The organism is Agromyces neolithicus, from assembly GCF_039529735.1.
In the GTDB taxonomy this organism is placed as follows: domain Bacteria; phylum Actinomycetota; class Actinomycetes; order Actinomycetales; family Microbacteriaceae; genus Agromyces; species Agromyces neolithicus.
Map to the genome: position 1 here is coordinate 412,122 of NZ_BAAANJ010000004.1, position 15,754 is coordinate 427,875.

Consider the following 15,754-nt stretch of genomic DNA (forward strand, 5'->3'; position numbering starts at 1 on the left):
TCGAATCAGGGATTCACCCCATGGCGGGCGCCCGACCGACGCTGCCAGCATCGAGGCATGGAGACGAACCAGACCGCCCCCGGGGCAGGCCCAGTGCCGGAAGATGCGCAGGGGGACTCCGCGTCCGCCGGCCCGCAGGCCGAAGGGGCGGTCGGTTCGGCTTCACCGACGGATGCCTCGGGCCCCGGCTTCTACGCCTGGCTTCGCCGCCTCGGGGTGCCGCGTCGGGCCGGATGGCTCGGCGGGGTGTGCGCCGGCGTCGGCGCCCGACTGGGCATCGACCCGATCATCGTGCGCGGCATCGTGGTCGTGGTCGCGGTGCTCGGCGCCCCGCTCGTGCTGCTCTACGCCATCGCGTGGCTGCTGCTGCCCGACACCGACGGCAACATCCAGCTCGAGCGCCTCACGCGCGGCATCGTCGACCCCGCGATCGTCGGCATCGCCGTCATGGGCGTCATCGGCTTCATTCCGCTCGTGCAGGGCGGATGGCTCGGCTGGCGCTGGTGGCCCGACTGGCAGGTCTCCGACCCGATCTTCGGGTTCAACCTCACATGGCCGCTGCGCGTGCTCTGGGTGCTCATCGTGGTCGCGGCGATCATCGCGCTCGTCGTCTGGCTGGCCCGCCGCTCGGCCGCCGGCCCGCAGACCGCTGGGGCCTCGCCGGCTTCCCCGGCCTACGGTGCGACGGATGCCGCGGCGCCGGCGACGGCCGCGACCCCCGCCTTCACCGGGGCTGCCGCTGGCGCCGCGACGGCGCCGGCCGCGACATCCGCTGCGGCATACCCGACCACCGAACCGCCGGTGCCCGCCGTCGGAGCCGATGCCGATGCCATCGCCGAGTGGCGCGCCCAGCATGAGGCGTGGCGCCTTTCGCACGCCGAGTGGAAGGCCGGCCAGGCCGAGGCCGACCGGGCCGCCCGCGCTCGCGCCGCCGAAGAGAACAAGGCTCGGGCGCTCGAGCTCACCGCACAGGCCGAGGCCGCGCGCGCCGTGCGCCGGGCGAGCCGCCCGCGCACGAGCGCAGCGTATGTCGTCACCGTGCTCGGCGTCGCGATCATCGGCGGAGCCATCGCCGCGCTGCGGGCGCTCGGCGTGCCCGATACGGCCGGCTTCGCGATCCCGATCGCGTTCGCCGTCGCGACGCTCGCCATCGCGATCGGCATGCTGATCGCGGCCCTGCGTCGACGCCGTGCGGGATTCCTCGCCTTCACCGCGATCGTCGCCACGGTCGCGATGCTCACCGCCACCACAGTTGCCGCGATCATGCCGCAGGGCGTGCTCGTTCCGCCCGGATACGGCATCTCGCTCGACCGCTCGCAACGTCTCGTGCAGCCGTTCGGCGACGCCTACATGTACGCCTTCCCGACCGGCGCCGGTGACACACCCGTCGTCGAGCTGACCCAGGGCACCGGCGACACCTGGCTCACGATCGACGAGAACGCGAGTGTCGTGCTCTTCGCAGCCGATGCAGGGGATGTGCGCGTGTACTCGGTCGCCCCCGACGGCATGATCACACAGGTGCAGGTCGACCCCGACGACCGGGTGCTCACGCTCGGCGGCGACCCCATCTTCAGCGACCGGGCCGAGAGCGATGCCGACGTGCACCTCGTGCTGAACCAAGGCGCCGGTGACGTGCACATCGAGATCCACGAAGGAGCATGACCGTGACCGACACCACGAACCCGGGCGACGCGAGCTCGCGCGACACGAGCACCCGCGACACGACACCACCCGACTCGAGCGTCGGCAACGCCGACCGCACCACGACCGTGCTTCCCGAATGGGTCACCGCGGGACAGACGTCGACCGGCGAAACCTCGGCCGACGACGGCCCGTCCACGGCAACTCCGGCCACGACCGCGCCCGTGCCACCTCCCGCCCCTGCGCCCGCGCCGCCTTCGGCCGACGTGGTCGAGCGCCCGACCATCCGCTGGGGAGCCCTCGTCTGGAGCCTGCTCTTCGGTGCGACCGCCGGGTTCACGCTGTGGGTGCTCATCGACCCGTCCCGCCGGCTCGCCGTCGGCGAGTGGCTCACGACCCTCAACCCACTCGCGGCCGGGCTCTACGGTCTCATCGCGCTCGGGGTGATCCTGGCCCTGTTCGGCATCGTCGGCCTCATCCGCCGCGGCGAGCGCGCCCGCCACGCTTGAGCCCGCCACGCGCCCGCCCCGCTCCGGCGCCCGCGCGCCGCGCCCCGCGCCCCGCGCCCCGCTTCCACAGGCGCGTGGGAGCAAGGTTGTCGCGCCAGAGCACAGTTCGAAGGCTGCTCCGACGCCCGAACCTTGCTCCCACGCGCATCTGGAAGCGGCACGGCACGGCGGCGGGCGCGCGGCGCGGGCGGGCGAGCGGGCGCCGCTACAGCTCGACGCCCACGAGCACGGGCTCGGGCCGCAGCACGATGCCGAACTCGGCCTGCACGCGCTGCTGCACGAAGCGCGCGAGCTGTACGACCTCGTCGGCGCGGGCGTCTCCGCGGTTGGTGAGCGCGAGGGTGTGCTTCGACGAGATGGCGGCCCGCGATCCGGGCAGCGCGAATCCGCGACCGATGCCCGACTGCTCGATGAGCCACGCCGCCGAGAGCTTCACGAGCGGCTCGGCGTCTGCGGCATCCGATTCGATGACCGCGGTCTCGAGCGACGCCTGATGCTCGAGGAACGCGTCGAGGGGCGTGGCCGAGGCGATCGTCGCGAGCGGCGTGACCTCGTCGGGCGCCTCGGGGTCGAGGTACCAGCGTGGCGCCGCCGCCGGCAGCGTGCGGGCGGTGTGCTCGCCCACGATCGGGTTGGTGAAGAACGAGCCGGCGCTCACCGAGTCGGGGTCGGCGGGGTCGAGCACCATGCCCTTGCTTCGACGCAGGGCGAGCACCGCCTCACGCACCCGAGCGATCGGCACCCGGTCGCCGAGGTCGACGTGCAGGGCGTCGGCGAGCTGGGAGTACGCGATCGGCTGCCCGAGGGCCTCGCCGAGCACCGCGAACTCGGAGGCCGTGTCGTGCAGGTCGAGCTCGATCGAGACGACGATGCCGCGCATGCCCTGTTTCAGCACCGAGGTGCGGTAGCCGAGCTCGAGTTCGTCGGCGGTCATGCGGCGGGGCGCTTCGGCTCCCTCGTCGAGGAACTCGATCGCCACGAGCGTCGCCTCGAGCTCTTGACCGTAGGCGCCGATGTTCTGCACCGGCGCTGCGCCGACCGCGCCCGGAATGCCCGAGAGCGCCTCGATGCCCGAGTACCCGTGCTCGACGGTCCACGCGACGAGGTCGTCCCACGTCTCGCCGGCCTGAACCCGCAGGCGCACGGATGACTCGTCAGGGCCCTTCGGCAGCACCTCGATGCCCTTCGTGGCGATGCGGATGACGATGCCGTCGAAGCCCTCATCGCCCACGAGCAGGTTCGAGCCGCCGCCGAGGGCGAGCCACGGGACATCCGTCGACCAGGCCTCGCGCGCGAGATCGACGAGGTCACGCTGGGTGGTCGCGGTGACGAGCCGGTGGATCGGGCCGCCGACCTGCAGCGTCGTGAGATCGGCGAAACGGATGTCGCTGCCCATGTCAGCCGAGCGCGACGCGCACTTGCGCCTTGCCGAGCACGGTGTCGCCGCCGAGCTTCACCGTGAGGTCGATGCGCGCGACCGTGGCGGACTCGTCGAGCTGGCCGACCTTGGCGACGACGGTGACGAGCGCGCCCGACTCGGGGTCGACGACGACCGGGCGGGTGAACCGCACCTGGTAGTCGGCGACGCGGCCGGGGTCGCCCGCCCAATCGACGACCGGCTGCACGGCGAATCCCATGGTGAGCATGCCGTGCGCGAGCACGCCGGGCAGGCCCACTTCACGAGCGACATCGTCGCGGTAGTGGATGGCGTTGAAGTCACCTGAGGCCCCGGCGTAGCGCACGAGCGAGTCGCGGGTGAGCGCGAACTCGCGCTCGGCGACGACGTCGCCGACGACGAGCGCGGCGAAGTCGGGGGTGGTGGTCGCGGCGGTGGTGTCGGCCATCAGTCTTCTCCTCGGATGACGAGCGTCGAGATCGAGGTGACGACGTGCGCGCCCGATGCGTCGGTGATGGATGACTCGGCCGTGACCATCGAGTGCGCACCGAGGCTCTTCACGCTCGACACGGTGAGTGTTGCGGTGAGCAGGTCGCCCGCGACGATCGGCCGCGTCGAGGTGAAGCGCTGGTCGCCGTGCACGACGCGCGAGAAGTCGATGCCGGCATCGGGGTCGGCGAGCAGTTGCGCGAGCGAGAGCTCCTGCACGACGACCGCGAAGGTCGGCGGGGCGACGACATCGTCGTAACCCGCGGCACGCGCAGCCTCGGGGTCGAGGTTGATCGGATTCGTCGCGAACACGGCGCGCGCGAACTCGCGCACCTTCTCGCGACCGACGAGGTATGGCTCGGTGGGCGGGAAGACCCGCCCCTGCAGCTCGGGGTTCAGTGGCACCCCGACAGTCTAAGCGGGGGCCCTCAGCGCTTGCCGCCGCCGAGGAGTCCGCCGAGGATGTCGCCGAGTCCGCCGCCCGAGCCGCCCGAGCCACCTGCACCGCCGCCGCCGAGCAGCCCGCCGAGCAGGTCGCCGAGGCCGCCACCGCCGCCACCCGCGGCGCCACCACCACTGCCACCACCGAGCAACCCGCCGAGGATGTCGCCGATGCCGCCGCCGCCGCTCGCGTCGGCCTGGGCCTCGGGCGCCTGCTGCTTCTTCTGGAACTGCCCCGCGAGGAAGCTCATCACGATCGGTGCGAGGATCGGCAGCAGCTTGACGACGACCCCGCCGATGCCGCCGCCCGACTTCGTGTCGAGCGCGTTCACGACCTGGTCGGTATTGCCGCCGAACACGTTCTTCACGATCTTCTCGCCGTCGGCCTCGTCGACGTCGCCGAGGTTCACGCCGCCCTGCACGAGCTTGGGGTCGTGCTGCGCCACCGCCTTCTCGAGCGACGCCGCGCCGGCCGGGTCGGTCGCGTTCGCGCCCATGCCCGCGAGCAGCGCCGGCAGCGCCTCGTTCACCGCGCTCGACGCGGTCGCCTCGTCGACGCCGAGCTTCGCGGCGATGTCGCCCATCGGCAGATCGGCGATGATGTCATCGATTGCAGCCATTGCGAACTCCCCATTCTTCACGCCCCGCCATTGCGGCGCCCCGGGTTCACCGTATCGCCGCGGACCGGCCGGGCGGAAGGGACATCCGCTCATCTCACGCTCGGAGACCGCGAGCCATCGCTACTCAGGAGAATCGGCCCCATCCCTGCCTCACAGCGAGCATGGGGTCGAATCTCCTGAGGTACGCACGGTGACCCCGCTCAGTCCTCAGCGGTCGCCCGCGTCAGCGTCTCGCCGCGGAAGAAGCCGGGGCGTGTGCGCCACTGCCACAGCATCACGACGACACCGCCGAGCAGTACGACCATGCCGAGCACGAACACCAGGCCGAGGCCGAAGATGTTCGAGCCGCTGCCGTAGTCGGGGTTCATGCTGTCGATGAGCGTGGTGAAGAACAGCACGCCGAGGATCACGCCGCCGACGAGCGGGAACAGCAGGGTGAAGAATACGTTGCGCACGGAGCGCCACCACACCTTGCGGAAGAACCACACACAGGCGAAGGCGGTGATGCCGTAGTAGAAGCAGATCATCATGCCGAGCGCGGTGATCGTGTCCCACAGCACGTCTTCGCTGAGGAACCGCATGACGGCGTAGAACACCGACGCCACCACGGCCGACACGATGGTCGCGTAACCCGGCGTGAAGAACCGCGGGCTCACCTTCGCGAACTTCTCGGGCAGGGCGCCGTAGTGGCCCATCGCGAGCAGCGTGCGCGCCGGCGAGACGAACGTCGACTGCAACGACGACGCCGACGAGGTGAGCACGGCGAGCGAGACGAGCACCGCGAGCGGACCGAGGATGGGGCCGGCGAGGTGGAAGAACACGTTGTCTTGGATGTCGGGGTTGCCGAGTCCGAACTCGCCGGTGCCGACGCCGGCGTAGGCGATGAGCGCGACGGCGATGAGCAGGTAGAGCACCACGATCGTGACGACCGTGATGGTGGCCGCGCGACCGGGGGTCTTCTCCGACCCGCGAGTCTCTTCGTTCATGGTGAGGGTGACGTCCCACCCCCAGAAGATGAAGATCGAGAGCGAGAGCCCCGCGGCGAACGCCGAGAACGACTCGACCGCGAACGGGTTGAACCAGCTCAGCTCGATCGCCGTCGCGTCGAACGCGTTGCCGTTCGCGACCTCGACGAGCGCAGCGCCCGCGAAGAGTACGAGCACGAGCACCTGGAAGCCGACGAGCCAGTACTGCAGCTTCTGCGTGGTCTGCATGTCGCGGTACGAGACCCACGTCGCCGCGGCGACGAAGAGCAGGCACACGGTGACGTTGATGAGCGGGTTCGCCGCGAGGCCGGCGATCTCGGGGTTGCCGGTGAACTGCGAGATCAGCAGGAACAGGAAGTCGACGGCGATGCCCGCGAGATTCGAGAGCACGAGGATCGTGGCGGCGATCAGCCCCCACCCGGCCATCCAGCCGATCCACGGGCCGAACGCGCGGGTCGCCCACGTGAACGAGGTGCCCGAGTCGGGCATGCGCCGGTTGAGCTCGCGGTAACCGAAGGCGACGAGCAGCATCGGGATGAACCCGACGAGGATGATCGCGGGCACCTGCACCCCGACCTCCGACACGGTCGGGCCGAGGGCGGCCGTGAGCGTGTAGGCCGGAGCGATGCACGAGATGCCGATGACGATCGCGCCGATGAGGCCGACCGAGCCGGCCGAGAGCCCCTTCTTCGTGATGCCGTGCTCGGCGCCGTCGACGGCGAGGGTCGCCTCGGTCATCGGCGGCTGATTGTCGGGCTGTTGCGTCATCGCATTTCTCTTTCAGGGGGTCGTGGTGCGCGGCACCACGACGTCAGGGGGTCGTGGAGCGCGGCACCACGATGAGCGGCACCGGCAGTTCGCGAAGCATCTTCGCGGCGGTGGATCCGAGGAACAGGTGGTGCGGCGTGGCGAGCCGGCTCGAACCGACGAGCACGACCTCGCCGGCATGCCACTCGAGGTCACGCACCGACTGCTCGATGGTCGCGCCGGTCGCGGTCATGACGGTCGCGTCGACGCCGGCCGGCAGCGCGCGCTGCGCCTCGACGAGCACCTCGTCGGCGTGCGCGGTGCTGGTGAGGTCGGCGAGCTCTTCGTCCATGCCCGACGGGAGGTCGATGGGCACGAGCGACAGCAGGCGCAACGGCGCGTGCGCCGAGCGCGCGAAGCGAACGGATGCCTCGAGCACGGCACTCGACCCCGCACGCGTGCCGATCGCCGCCGTGATGCGGGTAACCCCCTGTGAGGGTGCGACCTCGCGAGCGCCCGCGGGCGCGAGCGCCACCGGCACATCCGACGAATGCAGCAGCGCACTCGCGACCGAGCCGACGCGCATGCGGCCGAGCAGGCCGCCACGGGCCGCGCCGACGACGATGAACGACGCGCCGAACTCGTGCGCGGCCGCGATGAGCCCCTCAGCGAACGAGTCTGCGTAACGGATGTGCAGCGACTGCGCGATGTCGTCGTCGAGCGTGGCCGAGGCCTCGGCGAGCCACGTGCGCGAGCGCTCCTTGACGTAACGCTCATAGCCGGTGTCGGGCGGCACGACGCCGCCCCGCGCCTCGATCGGCAGCACCATGACCACCTCGAGCAAAGCCTCGGTCGCGGCGGCGAGCCGGGCACCGAGGGCGAGGGCGTCTGCGCCCGACTCATCGGCCGTGTAGCCGACGACAATGCGGCCGGGCACGGCCATCAGCGACCCTCGAGGATCGTGCCGGCGACGAGACGACCCATGCGGATCGCGCCGTCGACGTGCTGGTAGCCCTTGCCGGCCATGTCGCTGCACGCGAAGTGGATCGGGCCGACGGGCGCGCGCAGGTCGGCGCCGTACCGCGCGAGGCCGCCCATGTCGAAGCTCGCGGCGTAGGCGCCGCGGGTCCACTCCTCGCTGCCCCAGTCGCTCTCGTAGTACACGACCGGGGTGAGTGCCTGCTCGCCGTAGTAGTGCGAGAGCGACTCGAGGATCTTCGCCTTGCGCTCTTCAGGCGTGAGCGAGAAGACGCCGTCGGCCTCTTCATCGGAGACGAAGCCGACGAGCGTGCCGCGCGGGTCGTCGTGGTTCGTGTTGTCGTAGGCCTCGTGCACGAGCTCGTACGGGCTGAACGCCGTGCCGCTGAGGCCCGAGTCGCGCCAGAAGGGCGTCTCGTAGACGGCGTGCACCTTGATGACGAATCCCATCGACAGGTGCTGGTGCAGCTGGTGCTGGCGGCGCGGCAGCGGTGGCTCGTACGAGATGCGGCTGATGAGGATCGGCGGGACCGCGAGGATGACCCGGTCGGCATGCACCTCGAGCGAGTCGGTCATTGCGACGACACCGTGGCCCGGGGCATCCGCTCGCCCGTCGGAAGGCTGCGCCCAGCGGATCGTGCGCACCGGCTGGTTCAGGCGCACCCGGTCGCCGAGGCGCTCGGCGAGGCCGAGCGGCACCTGCTGCAGGCCGCCGACCACGCGCTTGTCGAGGATGAAGTCGGCGTCGACGAGGTTCGAGAACGACCCGGCCGAGGCGGCCATGAGCAGCGCCTGCAGCGCCGAGAACGCGTGGTCGGGCTTGGTGAGCATCGCGCCGGCGATGAACATACCGATGTTCAGGCGCGCCTCGTCGTCGTCGGTCTGCGTCTCGAGCCAATGCGCGAACGAGATCTCGTCAAGCTCCTTGGCCTTGGGGTGCGCCCACGGCTGGTCGGGATCGATCTGCGCGACGAGTTCGTCGAGTTTCTCGATGAGGCCGACGATCTCACCCTCGGTCTTCGCCGGAACCGGGAAGATCTCGCCCTCGAAGAGCCGGCGCTCGCCGCTCTCGCTGATGTACACGTTCTCGCCCTCGCGGTAGCGCGAATAGGTCTCGAGGCCGAGGTCGTCGAGCGTCTCGATGAGGGCGTCTTGATCGGGCGAGACCCACTGGCCGCCGATCTCGAGCATGGCGCCCTCGATCGTGTCGGTCCAGAGGCGGCCGCCGACGCGATCGCGGGCCTCGAGCACGACGACGCTCTTGCCTGCGGCGACGAGCTTGGTTGCGGCGGTGAGGCCGGCGGCGCCGGCCCCGACGATGACGACATCCGTGTCGATGCGTTCCATGATTCCTGTCTCTTCGGTCTTCACCCGGCGAAGGGGTGGGGTGCGCAATTCAGGTGTGGAGGTGTGTCGCGGGCGCGACACGCCGGTGAGGGGCCGTGCGACACACCTCCGAACCTGAATTGCGTACGGGGGCGAGCGGATGCCGCGGCGAGAGGTCGGGGCATCCGCTCGCGCGATCTCAGCTCACCGGAATGAGCGTGTACTTGGTGTCGAGGTATTCGTGGATGCCTTCGAACCCGCCCTCGCGGCCGATGCCCGACTGCTTGATGCCGCCGAACGGGGCAGCGGCGTTCGACACGAGGCCGGTGTTCAGGCCCATCATGCCGGTGGCGAGGCGCTCGATCATGCGGTGGCCACGCGCCAGGTCTTGCGTGAACACGTACGAGACGAGCCCGTACTCGGTGTTGTTCGCGAGGCGCACGGCCTCGTCTTCGTCGGCGAACGTCGTGATGCCGAGCACCGGGCCGAAGATCTCTTCGCGCAGCAGGCGCGCGTCGGCAGGAACCGAGCCGAGCACCGTGGGCGAGTAGAACGAGCCCGCGCCCGAGATCACGGCGCCTCCGGTGAGCAGCGTCGCGCCCTTGTCGACGGCGTCCTTGACGAGCTCATCGGTCGTGGCGACCGCCTTCTCGTCGATCAGCGGGCCGATGGCGATGCCGTCTTCGGTTCCGCGGCCCACGCGCATCGCCGAGACCCGCTCGGTGACACGGCGGGCGAACTCGGCGGCGACGCCTTCGTGCACGATGAAGCGGTTCGCCGCGGTGCAGGCCTGGCCGATGTTGCGGAACTTCGCGAGCATCGCCCCGTCGACCGCCTTGTCGAGGTCGGCGTCGTCGAACACGACGAACGGCGCGTTGCCGCCGAGCTCCATGCTCGTGCGCAGAATTCCCTGCGCCGACTGCGCCATGAGCGCGCGGCCGACCTCGGTCGAACCGGTGAAGCTCAGCTTGCGCAGCCGCGGGTCGGCGATGATCGGCGCAGACACCTTCGACGAGGTGCTCGTCGCGATGACGTTGACGACGCCGGCGGGAAGGCCGACCTCTTCGAGCAACTGCACGAAGGCGATGGTCGTCAGCGGCGTGAGGGCCGGGGGCTTGATCACCACGGTGCATCCTGCAGCGAGCGCGGGCGCGATCTTGCGCGTCGCCATCGCGAGCGGGAAGTTCCACGGGGTGATGAAGAACGACGGGCCGACCGGGCGCTGCGACACGACCATGTGGCCGGTGCCCTCGGGGTTCAGGCCGTAGCGGCCTGAGATGCGCACGGCCTCTTCGCTGAACCAGCGCAGGAACTCCCCGCCGTAGGCGACCTCGCCGCGCGCCTCGGCGAGCGGCTTGCCCATCTCGAGCGTCATGAGCAGTGCGATCTCCTCTTTGCGCTCCTGCAGCAGGTCGAACGCGCGGCGCAGCAGCTCACCGCGCTGGCGCGGCGCGGTGGCCGCCCAGGCATCTTGCGCGGCAACGGCCGCGTCGAGCGCACGGATGCCGTCTGCCGGTGAGGCGTCGGCGATCTGCTTGATGGTCTCGCCCGTCGACGGGTCGCTGACGGCGAGGGTCTTGCCGCCCTCGGCGTCGATCCACTCGCCGCCGATGAAGAGGCCCCCGTTGACCTTGTCGAGCACGGTGGCTTCGAGTGTTGCGTTCGTCATGGGTGTCGTTTCCGTTTCGTATTCTCGGTGGCGATGGGATGTCCCGGCGGGGGTTCCCCCGTCGATCAGGGGTAGAGGCCGCGGAGCTTGTGCGCCTCGGCGACGCGTTCGACCGCCAGCGCGGTCGCCGCCGTGCGAAGTGACAGCCCCCGCGCGTCGGCGTAGCCGAGCACGCACTGCCAGGCGCTCAGCATCCGCTCTTCCAGTCTGCTCTCGACCTCGTCGGCGCGCCACCAATAGGCCTGGTTCGCCTGCACCCATTCGAAGTACGAGACGATCACGCCGCCGGCGTTCGCGAGGATGTCGGGCACGACGAGGATGCCGCGCTCGCGCATGATGCGGTCGGCAGCCGGAGTCGTGGGGCCGTTCGCGCCCTCGACGACGACCTTGGCCTGCACGGCCGCAGCGTTGCCGTCGTGCAGCACGCCCTCGACGGCGGCCGGCACGAGCAGGTCGACGTCGAGCGTCAACAGGTCGGCGCCCTCGATGGCCTCGGCATCTGCGAAGCCGACGACCGAGCCGGTGGCCCGTACGTGCTCGCCCAGCGCCGCGATGTCGAGGCCGGCCGCGTTGAACACGGCGCCGTACTGGTCGCTCACGCCGGTGACGGTGACGCCCGCCTCACTGAGGAAACGTGCCGCGTCGGCACCGACCTTGCCGAAGCCCTGCACCGCGGCCGTCGAGCGGGCCGGCTCGAGGCCGACATGCCGCAGCGCGGCGAGCGCGATGTGGGTGACGCCGCGGCTCGTGGCGCTCGCACGGCCCTGCGAGCCGCCGAGCGAGATGGGCTTGCCGGTGACGATGCCGGGCACCGTGTAACCGCTGTTGACGGAATACGTGTCCATGATCCACGCCATGGTCTGCTCGTCGGTGCCGATGTCGGGCGCGGGGATGTCGCGTTCGGGGCCGATGATCGGCAGGATCTCGCTCGTGTAGCGACGCGTGACGCGCTCGAGCTCGGCCATCGAGTGCTCGCGCGGGTCGATCGCGAGGCCGCCCTTCGCGCCGCCGTAGGGCACGTCGAGCAGGGCACACTTCCAGGTCATCCACATCGCGAGCGCGCGCACCTCGTCGAGGTTCACGTTGGGCGCGTACCGCAGGCCGCCCTTGGCAGGGCCACGCGAGAAGTTGTGCTGCACGCGGTGGCCGACGTAGAGCCGGCTCTCACCGGAGTCGAGGCGCAGCGGCACTGCGACCGTGAGCTCGCGGCGCGGGGTCGCGAGCATCTGGTGCAGGCCGTCGGTCAGGCCGAGCAGGCCCGCCGCCTCGGCGAGCTGGGAGCGGGCGTCGCTGAGCGGTGTCGCGATGTGGTCGGCGTGGACTGTTGCCGGATCAGGAGATTCGAGCGCGGTGCCGCGTGTCGCCCCGAGTTCAGACGGCGTGTCGCGAAAATCCCCGAATCCGGAAACACCAACAGCGGCGGATGCCTCGGGCGACGTCATTGTCGTCGTGTCGGTCATGCGTTCTTGAGTCCTTCTGCGATGACGCCGAGGCCCTCGATGAGGAGCTCGTCGCTGATGGTGAGCGGGGGGAGGAAGCGGATCACGTTGCCGTAGGTGCCGCAGGTGAGCAGTACGACGCCGTTCTGGTGGGCGTACTTGGCGACGGCGTTCGTGAGGGCGGCGTCGGGGGCGCCGGTCTCGGGGTCGACGAGCTCGATCGCCACCATGGCGCCGCGACCGCGCACGTCGCCGATGCGCGCATCGACGGTGCGCAGGGCGTTGAGGCGACCGATGAGCACCGTGCCGATCTCGCGCGCGCGCTCGATGAGGCCGTCGTTCTCGTAGGTCTCGATGGTCGCGAGCGCCGCGGCGCACGCGATCGGGCTGCCGGCGTAGGTGCCGCCGAGGCCGCCGGCCATCGCGGAGTCCATGATCTCGGCTCGACCGGTGACCGCAGAAAGCGGCAGGCCCCCGGCGATGCCCTTCGCGGCAACGACGAGGTCGGGCACGATGCCCTCGTGCTCGCTCGCGAACCAGGCGCCGGTGCGGGCGAACCCGGTCTGCACCTCGTCGGCGATGAAGACGACATCGTTCGCGTTCGCCCACTCGACGAGCGCCGGCAGGAAGCCCTGCGCGGGAACGATGAAGCCGCCCTCGCCCTGGATGGGCTCGATGATGATCGCGGCGAGGTTCTCGGCGCCGACCTGCTTCTCGATCACCGAGATCGCGCGGGCCGCCGCCTCGGCGCCCGACAGGCCGCCGTCGCGGAACGGGTAGCTGAGCGGCGCGCGGTACACCTCGGACGCGAACGGGCCGAAGCCGCTCTTGTACGGGATGTTCTTGGCGGTGAGGCCCATCGTCAGGTTCGTACGGCCGTGGTAGGCGTGGTCGAACGCGACGACGGCCTGCTTCTTCGTGTAGTGACGGGCGATCTTGACCGCGTTCTCGACGGCCTCGGCGCCCGAGTTGAACAGGGCAGAGCGCTTGACGTGGTCACCCGGGGTGAGCTCGTTGAGCTTCTCGGCCACCGCGACGTAACCCTCATAGGGCGAAACAGTGAAGCAGGTGTGGGTGAAGGCGTTCAGCTGCGCGGTGACGGCCTCGACCACGCGAGGGTTCGAGTTGCCGACGCCGGTGACGGCGATGCCCGAGCCGAGGTCGATGAGCGAGTTGCCGTCGGCGTCGACGAGCACCCCGCCGCCGGCGGCGACGACCGAGATGGGCAGGGTGTGGCCGACGCCCGCGGCGACCGCCTCGGCCTTGCGGGCCATGAGCTGCTGCGAGCGCGGGCCCGGGATGGCGGTGACGAGGCGGCGCTCCTGCGCGAGCGCGGGCCCTCCGGTCATGGTGGCGGTCGGCGTGGCCGAGGTGTCGACGAGGGTCATGGCTGCTCCGATGCAAGGTGGCGGCGGTGGCTGATGCGTCGATGCTAGGTCGTGGCGATCGGATGACTCAGCGCCCACGTGTACACTCGGGTAGTGGTTGTTGGACGTCGCGTATAAAATGTGTGTCCGCCGATCGAGTAGGCCCGCCAGGGCCCACCCCGCCGATCGAGTAGGCCCGCCAGGGCCCACCCCGCCGATCGAGTAGGCCCGCCAGGGCCCACCCCGCCGATCGAGTAGGCCCGCCAGGGCCTACCCCGCCGATCGAGTAGGCCCGCCAGGGCCGTATCGAGATCCCGCAACTGGTCTCGATACGCTCCTTCGTCACTACTCGACCGGCGAAACATGAGGAGTCGCCGTTCGACCGGCGGAACAGAGGAGAGGCGATGAAGCCCACCGTGCAGACCCTGCTCGACCGCAGCGAGCTCGCTCTGCGGCTGCTCACCGCCGCCGACGCCCTCGCGACGGGCGCACTCGACATCCCGGTGGTGTGGGCGCACACCTCCGACCTGCCCGACCCGACGCCGTTCCTCGACACCGGCCACGTGCTGCTCACGACCGGCACCCAGTTCGGCGACGCCTCGGTCGGCGAGGGCGCCGCCGTAGCGACATCCGATGACGCAGCCTTCGCCGACGCCTACGTGCGCCGCCTGCGCGAGGCGGGCGTCGCGGCGCTGGGCTTCGGCACCGAGGTCATCCGCGCGGGCACCCCCGACGCGCTCGTCGCGGCGTGCACCACCCAGGGCCTGCCCCTGTTCGAGGTGCCCTACCGGGTGCCGTTCATCGCGATCGCCCGGCTCGTCGCCGACCTGCTCGCCGAAGACGCCTACGCCCGCCAGGCCTGGGCGCTCGCCGCGCAACGCGCGATCTCGCTCGCCGCGCTGCGCCCCGACGGCCTCTCGGCCACCCTCGCCGAGCTCTCGCACCGACTCGGCACCTGGGTCGGCCTCATCGACGCGACCGGATCGCTCGACCGCGAGGCCCCCCGCGGCGGACTCGGCCAGCCCGCGCTCGGCGAGGTCGTCGGCGAGGCGCGGTCGATGCTGCGACGCGGCCAGCGCGCGAGTCGCACCCTGCTCGCGGCCGAGTCCACGGGCACCGCGCAGCGCCTCACCCTGCAGACCCTCGGCGGCGGCGGTGCGCTGCGCGGAGTGCTCGCGATCGGCGACTCCCCCGAGCTCGACCAGGCCGGCCGCGAGGTCGTCACCGCGGTCATCGCGCTCGCCGGGCTCGCCCTCGAGCAGAACCGCGACCTCGATCGAGCGCGTGGCCACCTGCGATCGGGGCTGCTGCGCAGCATCCTCGCCGGCGACACCGCACTCGCCGAGCGCGTGGCCGCCGAGATGTGGGGCGAGTTGCCGCATGCGCCGGTGCGCGTGATGGTGACGGATGCCCCGTTGGCCCACGTCGACCGCCTCACCGAGTTGCTCGAGCTGCGCGTCGAAGAGCGCGGCGGACGCCTCTTCTTCGGGCGCGACGGCGAGCAGTTCGTGTTGCTCGTCGAGCAGCACGACGCGGCGCTCGCCGACGAGCTCGCGAGCGAGTTCGACCTGCCGGTCGGAGTGTCTGATCCCGTCGGCGCGAGTGGCGGCGCGGGTGCGGGTGGCGGCGCGAGTGCCGGCGCGGGTGGCAGCATCGCACTCGCCCACGAGCAGGCCATGCGTGCGCTCGAGCGTGCCCGCGAGACCGGGGCGGGCGTCTCGTACTTCGAAGAGATCAGCCGCCAGGGCGTGCTCGCCTTCCTCGCCCGCACCGACGCCCGCGCCGTCGCCCTCGCGACGCTTGCCCCGCTGACCGAGCACGACGCCGCCAACGGCACGACGCTCGTCACGACGACGCGCACGTGGCTCGAGCACGGCGGCCAGTTCGACGCCACCGCGCAGGCCCTCGGCGTGCATCGGCACACGGTGCGCAGCCGCATCGCCCTCGCCGAACGGCTGCTCGGCCGTGACCTCTCGGGCTTCCATGCCCGCGCCGACCTCTGGGCCGCCCTGCTCGCCGTGGGGTAGCGCGGGCCCGCTCGCCCCGTCCCACTGTGCGCGCCACAACCTCGGAGATCGCCACGGTGCCGGAGGACTTTCGGCAACCTGGCCCGAATCCGTGCAGATCTCCGAAGTTGCGGCGAGCA

13 protein-coding genes are annotated in these 15,754 nt (G+C 71.0%); 3 read left to right on the top strand and 10 right to left on the bottom strand.

The window, feature by feature from the left end; all coding sequences use genetic code 11:
* Window positions 1-57 precede the first annotated feature (57 nt).
* Both ABD164_RS07410 and ABD164_RS07415 read left to right on the top strand, forming a co-directional pair.
* The gene (locus tag ABD164_RS07410; RefSeq protein WP_344295000.1) at window positions 58-1,662 is read left to right on the top strand and encodes a PspC domain-containing protein; all 1,605 of its coding nucleotides are present in this window, start codon (window positions 58-60) and stop codon (window positions 1,660-1,662) included.
* A gap of 2 nt (window positions 1,663-1,664) precedes the next feature.
* Entirely contained in the window at window positions 1,665-2,150 is a 486-nt protein-coding gene (locus ABD164_RS07415; protein WP_344295002.1) for a tetraspanin family protein, read from the top strand.
* Between the two features lie 205 nt (window positions 2,151-2,355).
* Here ABD164_RS07415 and ABD164_RS07420 read toward each other — a convergent pair whose 3' ends face one another.
* The 10 genes from ABD164_RS07420 to gabT all read right to left on the bottom strand — a co-directional run bounded on the left by ABD164_RS07420 (window position 2,356) and on the right by gabT (window position 13,629).
* Complete coding sequence (locus ABD164_RS07420; RefSeq protein ID WP_344295004.1) at window positions 2,356-3,546, bottom strand: UDP-N-acetylmuramate dehydrogenase; 1,191 nt, start codon at window positions 3,544-3,546, stop codon at window positions 2,356-2,358.
* A gap of 1 nt (window position 3,547) precedes the next feature.
* Window positions 3,548-3,994, bottom strand: coding sequence for a MaoC family dehydratase (locus tag ABD164_RS07425; protein WP_344295006.1), 447 nt, complete (start codon window positions 3,992-3,994; stop codon window positions 3,548-3,550).
* Complete coding sequence (locus ABD164_RS07430; protein ID WP_344295007.1) at window positions 3,994-4,440, bottom strand: FAS1-like dehydratase domain-containing protein; 447 nt, start codon at window positions 4,438-4,440, stop codon at window positions 3,994-3,996. The genes ABD164_RS07425 and ABD164_RS07430 overlap by 1 nt, the downstream gene beginning before the upstream one ends.
* 23 nt (window positions 4,441-4,463) lie before the next feature.
* Window positions 4,464-5,096 (bottom strand): DUF937 domain-containing protein, encoded by a 633-nt coding sequence (locus ABD164_RS07435; RefSeq protein ID WP_344295009.1) that lies wholly within the window; start codon window positions 5,094-5,096, stop codon window positions 4,464-4,466.
* A gap of 200 nt (window positions 5,097-5,296) precedes the next feature.
* On the bottom strand, window positions 5,297-6,820 hold the full coding sequence (locus tag ABD164_RS07440) for an APC family permease (RefSeq protein ID WP_344295091.1): 1,524 nt from the start codon (window positions 6,818-6,820) through the stop codon (window positions 5,297-5,299).
* Between the two features lie 73 nt (window positions 6,821-6,893).
* Window positions 6,894-7,772: a universal stress protein gene (locus tag ABD164_RS07445; RefSeq protein WP_344295011.1), complete on the bottom strand. Its 879-nt coding sequence runs from the start codon at window positions 7,770-7,772 to the stop codon at window positions 6,894-6,896.
* Window positions 7,772-9,154 (bottom strand): flavin monoamine oxidase family protein, encoded by a 1,383-nt coding sequence (locus ABD164_RS07450; RefSeq protein ID WP_344295013.1) that lies wholly within the window; start codon window positions 9,152-9,154, stop codon window positions 7,772-7,774. Before ABD164_RS07450 ends, ABD164_RS07445 begins: the two co-directional genes overlap by 1 nt.
* Before the next feature lie 178 nt (window positions 9,155-9,332).
* On the bottom strand, window positions 9,333-10,802 hold the full coding sequence (locus ABD164_RS07455) for an NAD-dependent succinate-semialdehyde dehydrogenase (RefSeq protein ID WP_344295015.1): 1,470 nt from the start codon (window positions 10,800-10,802) through the stop codon (window positions 9,333-9,335).
* Window positions 10,803-10,867: 65 nt separating this feature from the next.
* Complete coding sequence (locus ABD164_RS07460; protein ID WP_344295017.1) at window positions 10,868-12,262, bottom strand: Glu/Leu/Phe/Val family dehydrogenase; 1,395 nt, start codon at window positions 12,260-12,262, stop codon at window positions 10,868-10,870.
* A complete protein-coding gene (gabT, locus tag ABD164_RS07465) occupies window positions 12,259-13,629 on the bottom strand; it encodes a 4-aminobutyrate--2-oxoglutarate transaminase (protein WP_344295019.1) in 1,371 nt (456 codons plus the stop codon). Before gabT ends, ABD164_RS07460 begins: the two co-directional genes overlap by 4 nt.
* A gap of 383 nt (window positions 13,630-14,012) precedes the next feature.
* Between gabT and ABD164_RS07470 the strand changes: the two genes are divergently transcribed.
* Window positions 14,013-15,635 carry a PucR family transcriptional regulator gene (locus ABD164_RS07470; protein ID WP_344295021.1) on the top strand — a complete coding sequence of 541 codons (1,623 nt, stop codon included), beginning with the start codon at window positions 14,013-14,015 and terminating at the stop codon, window positions 15,633-15,635.
* Window positions 15,636-15,754: the final 119 nt, after the last annotated feature.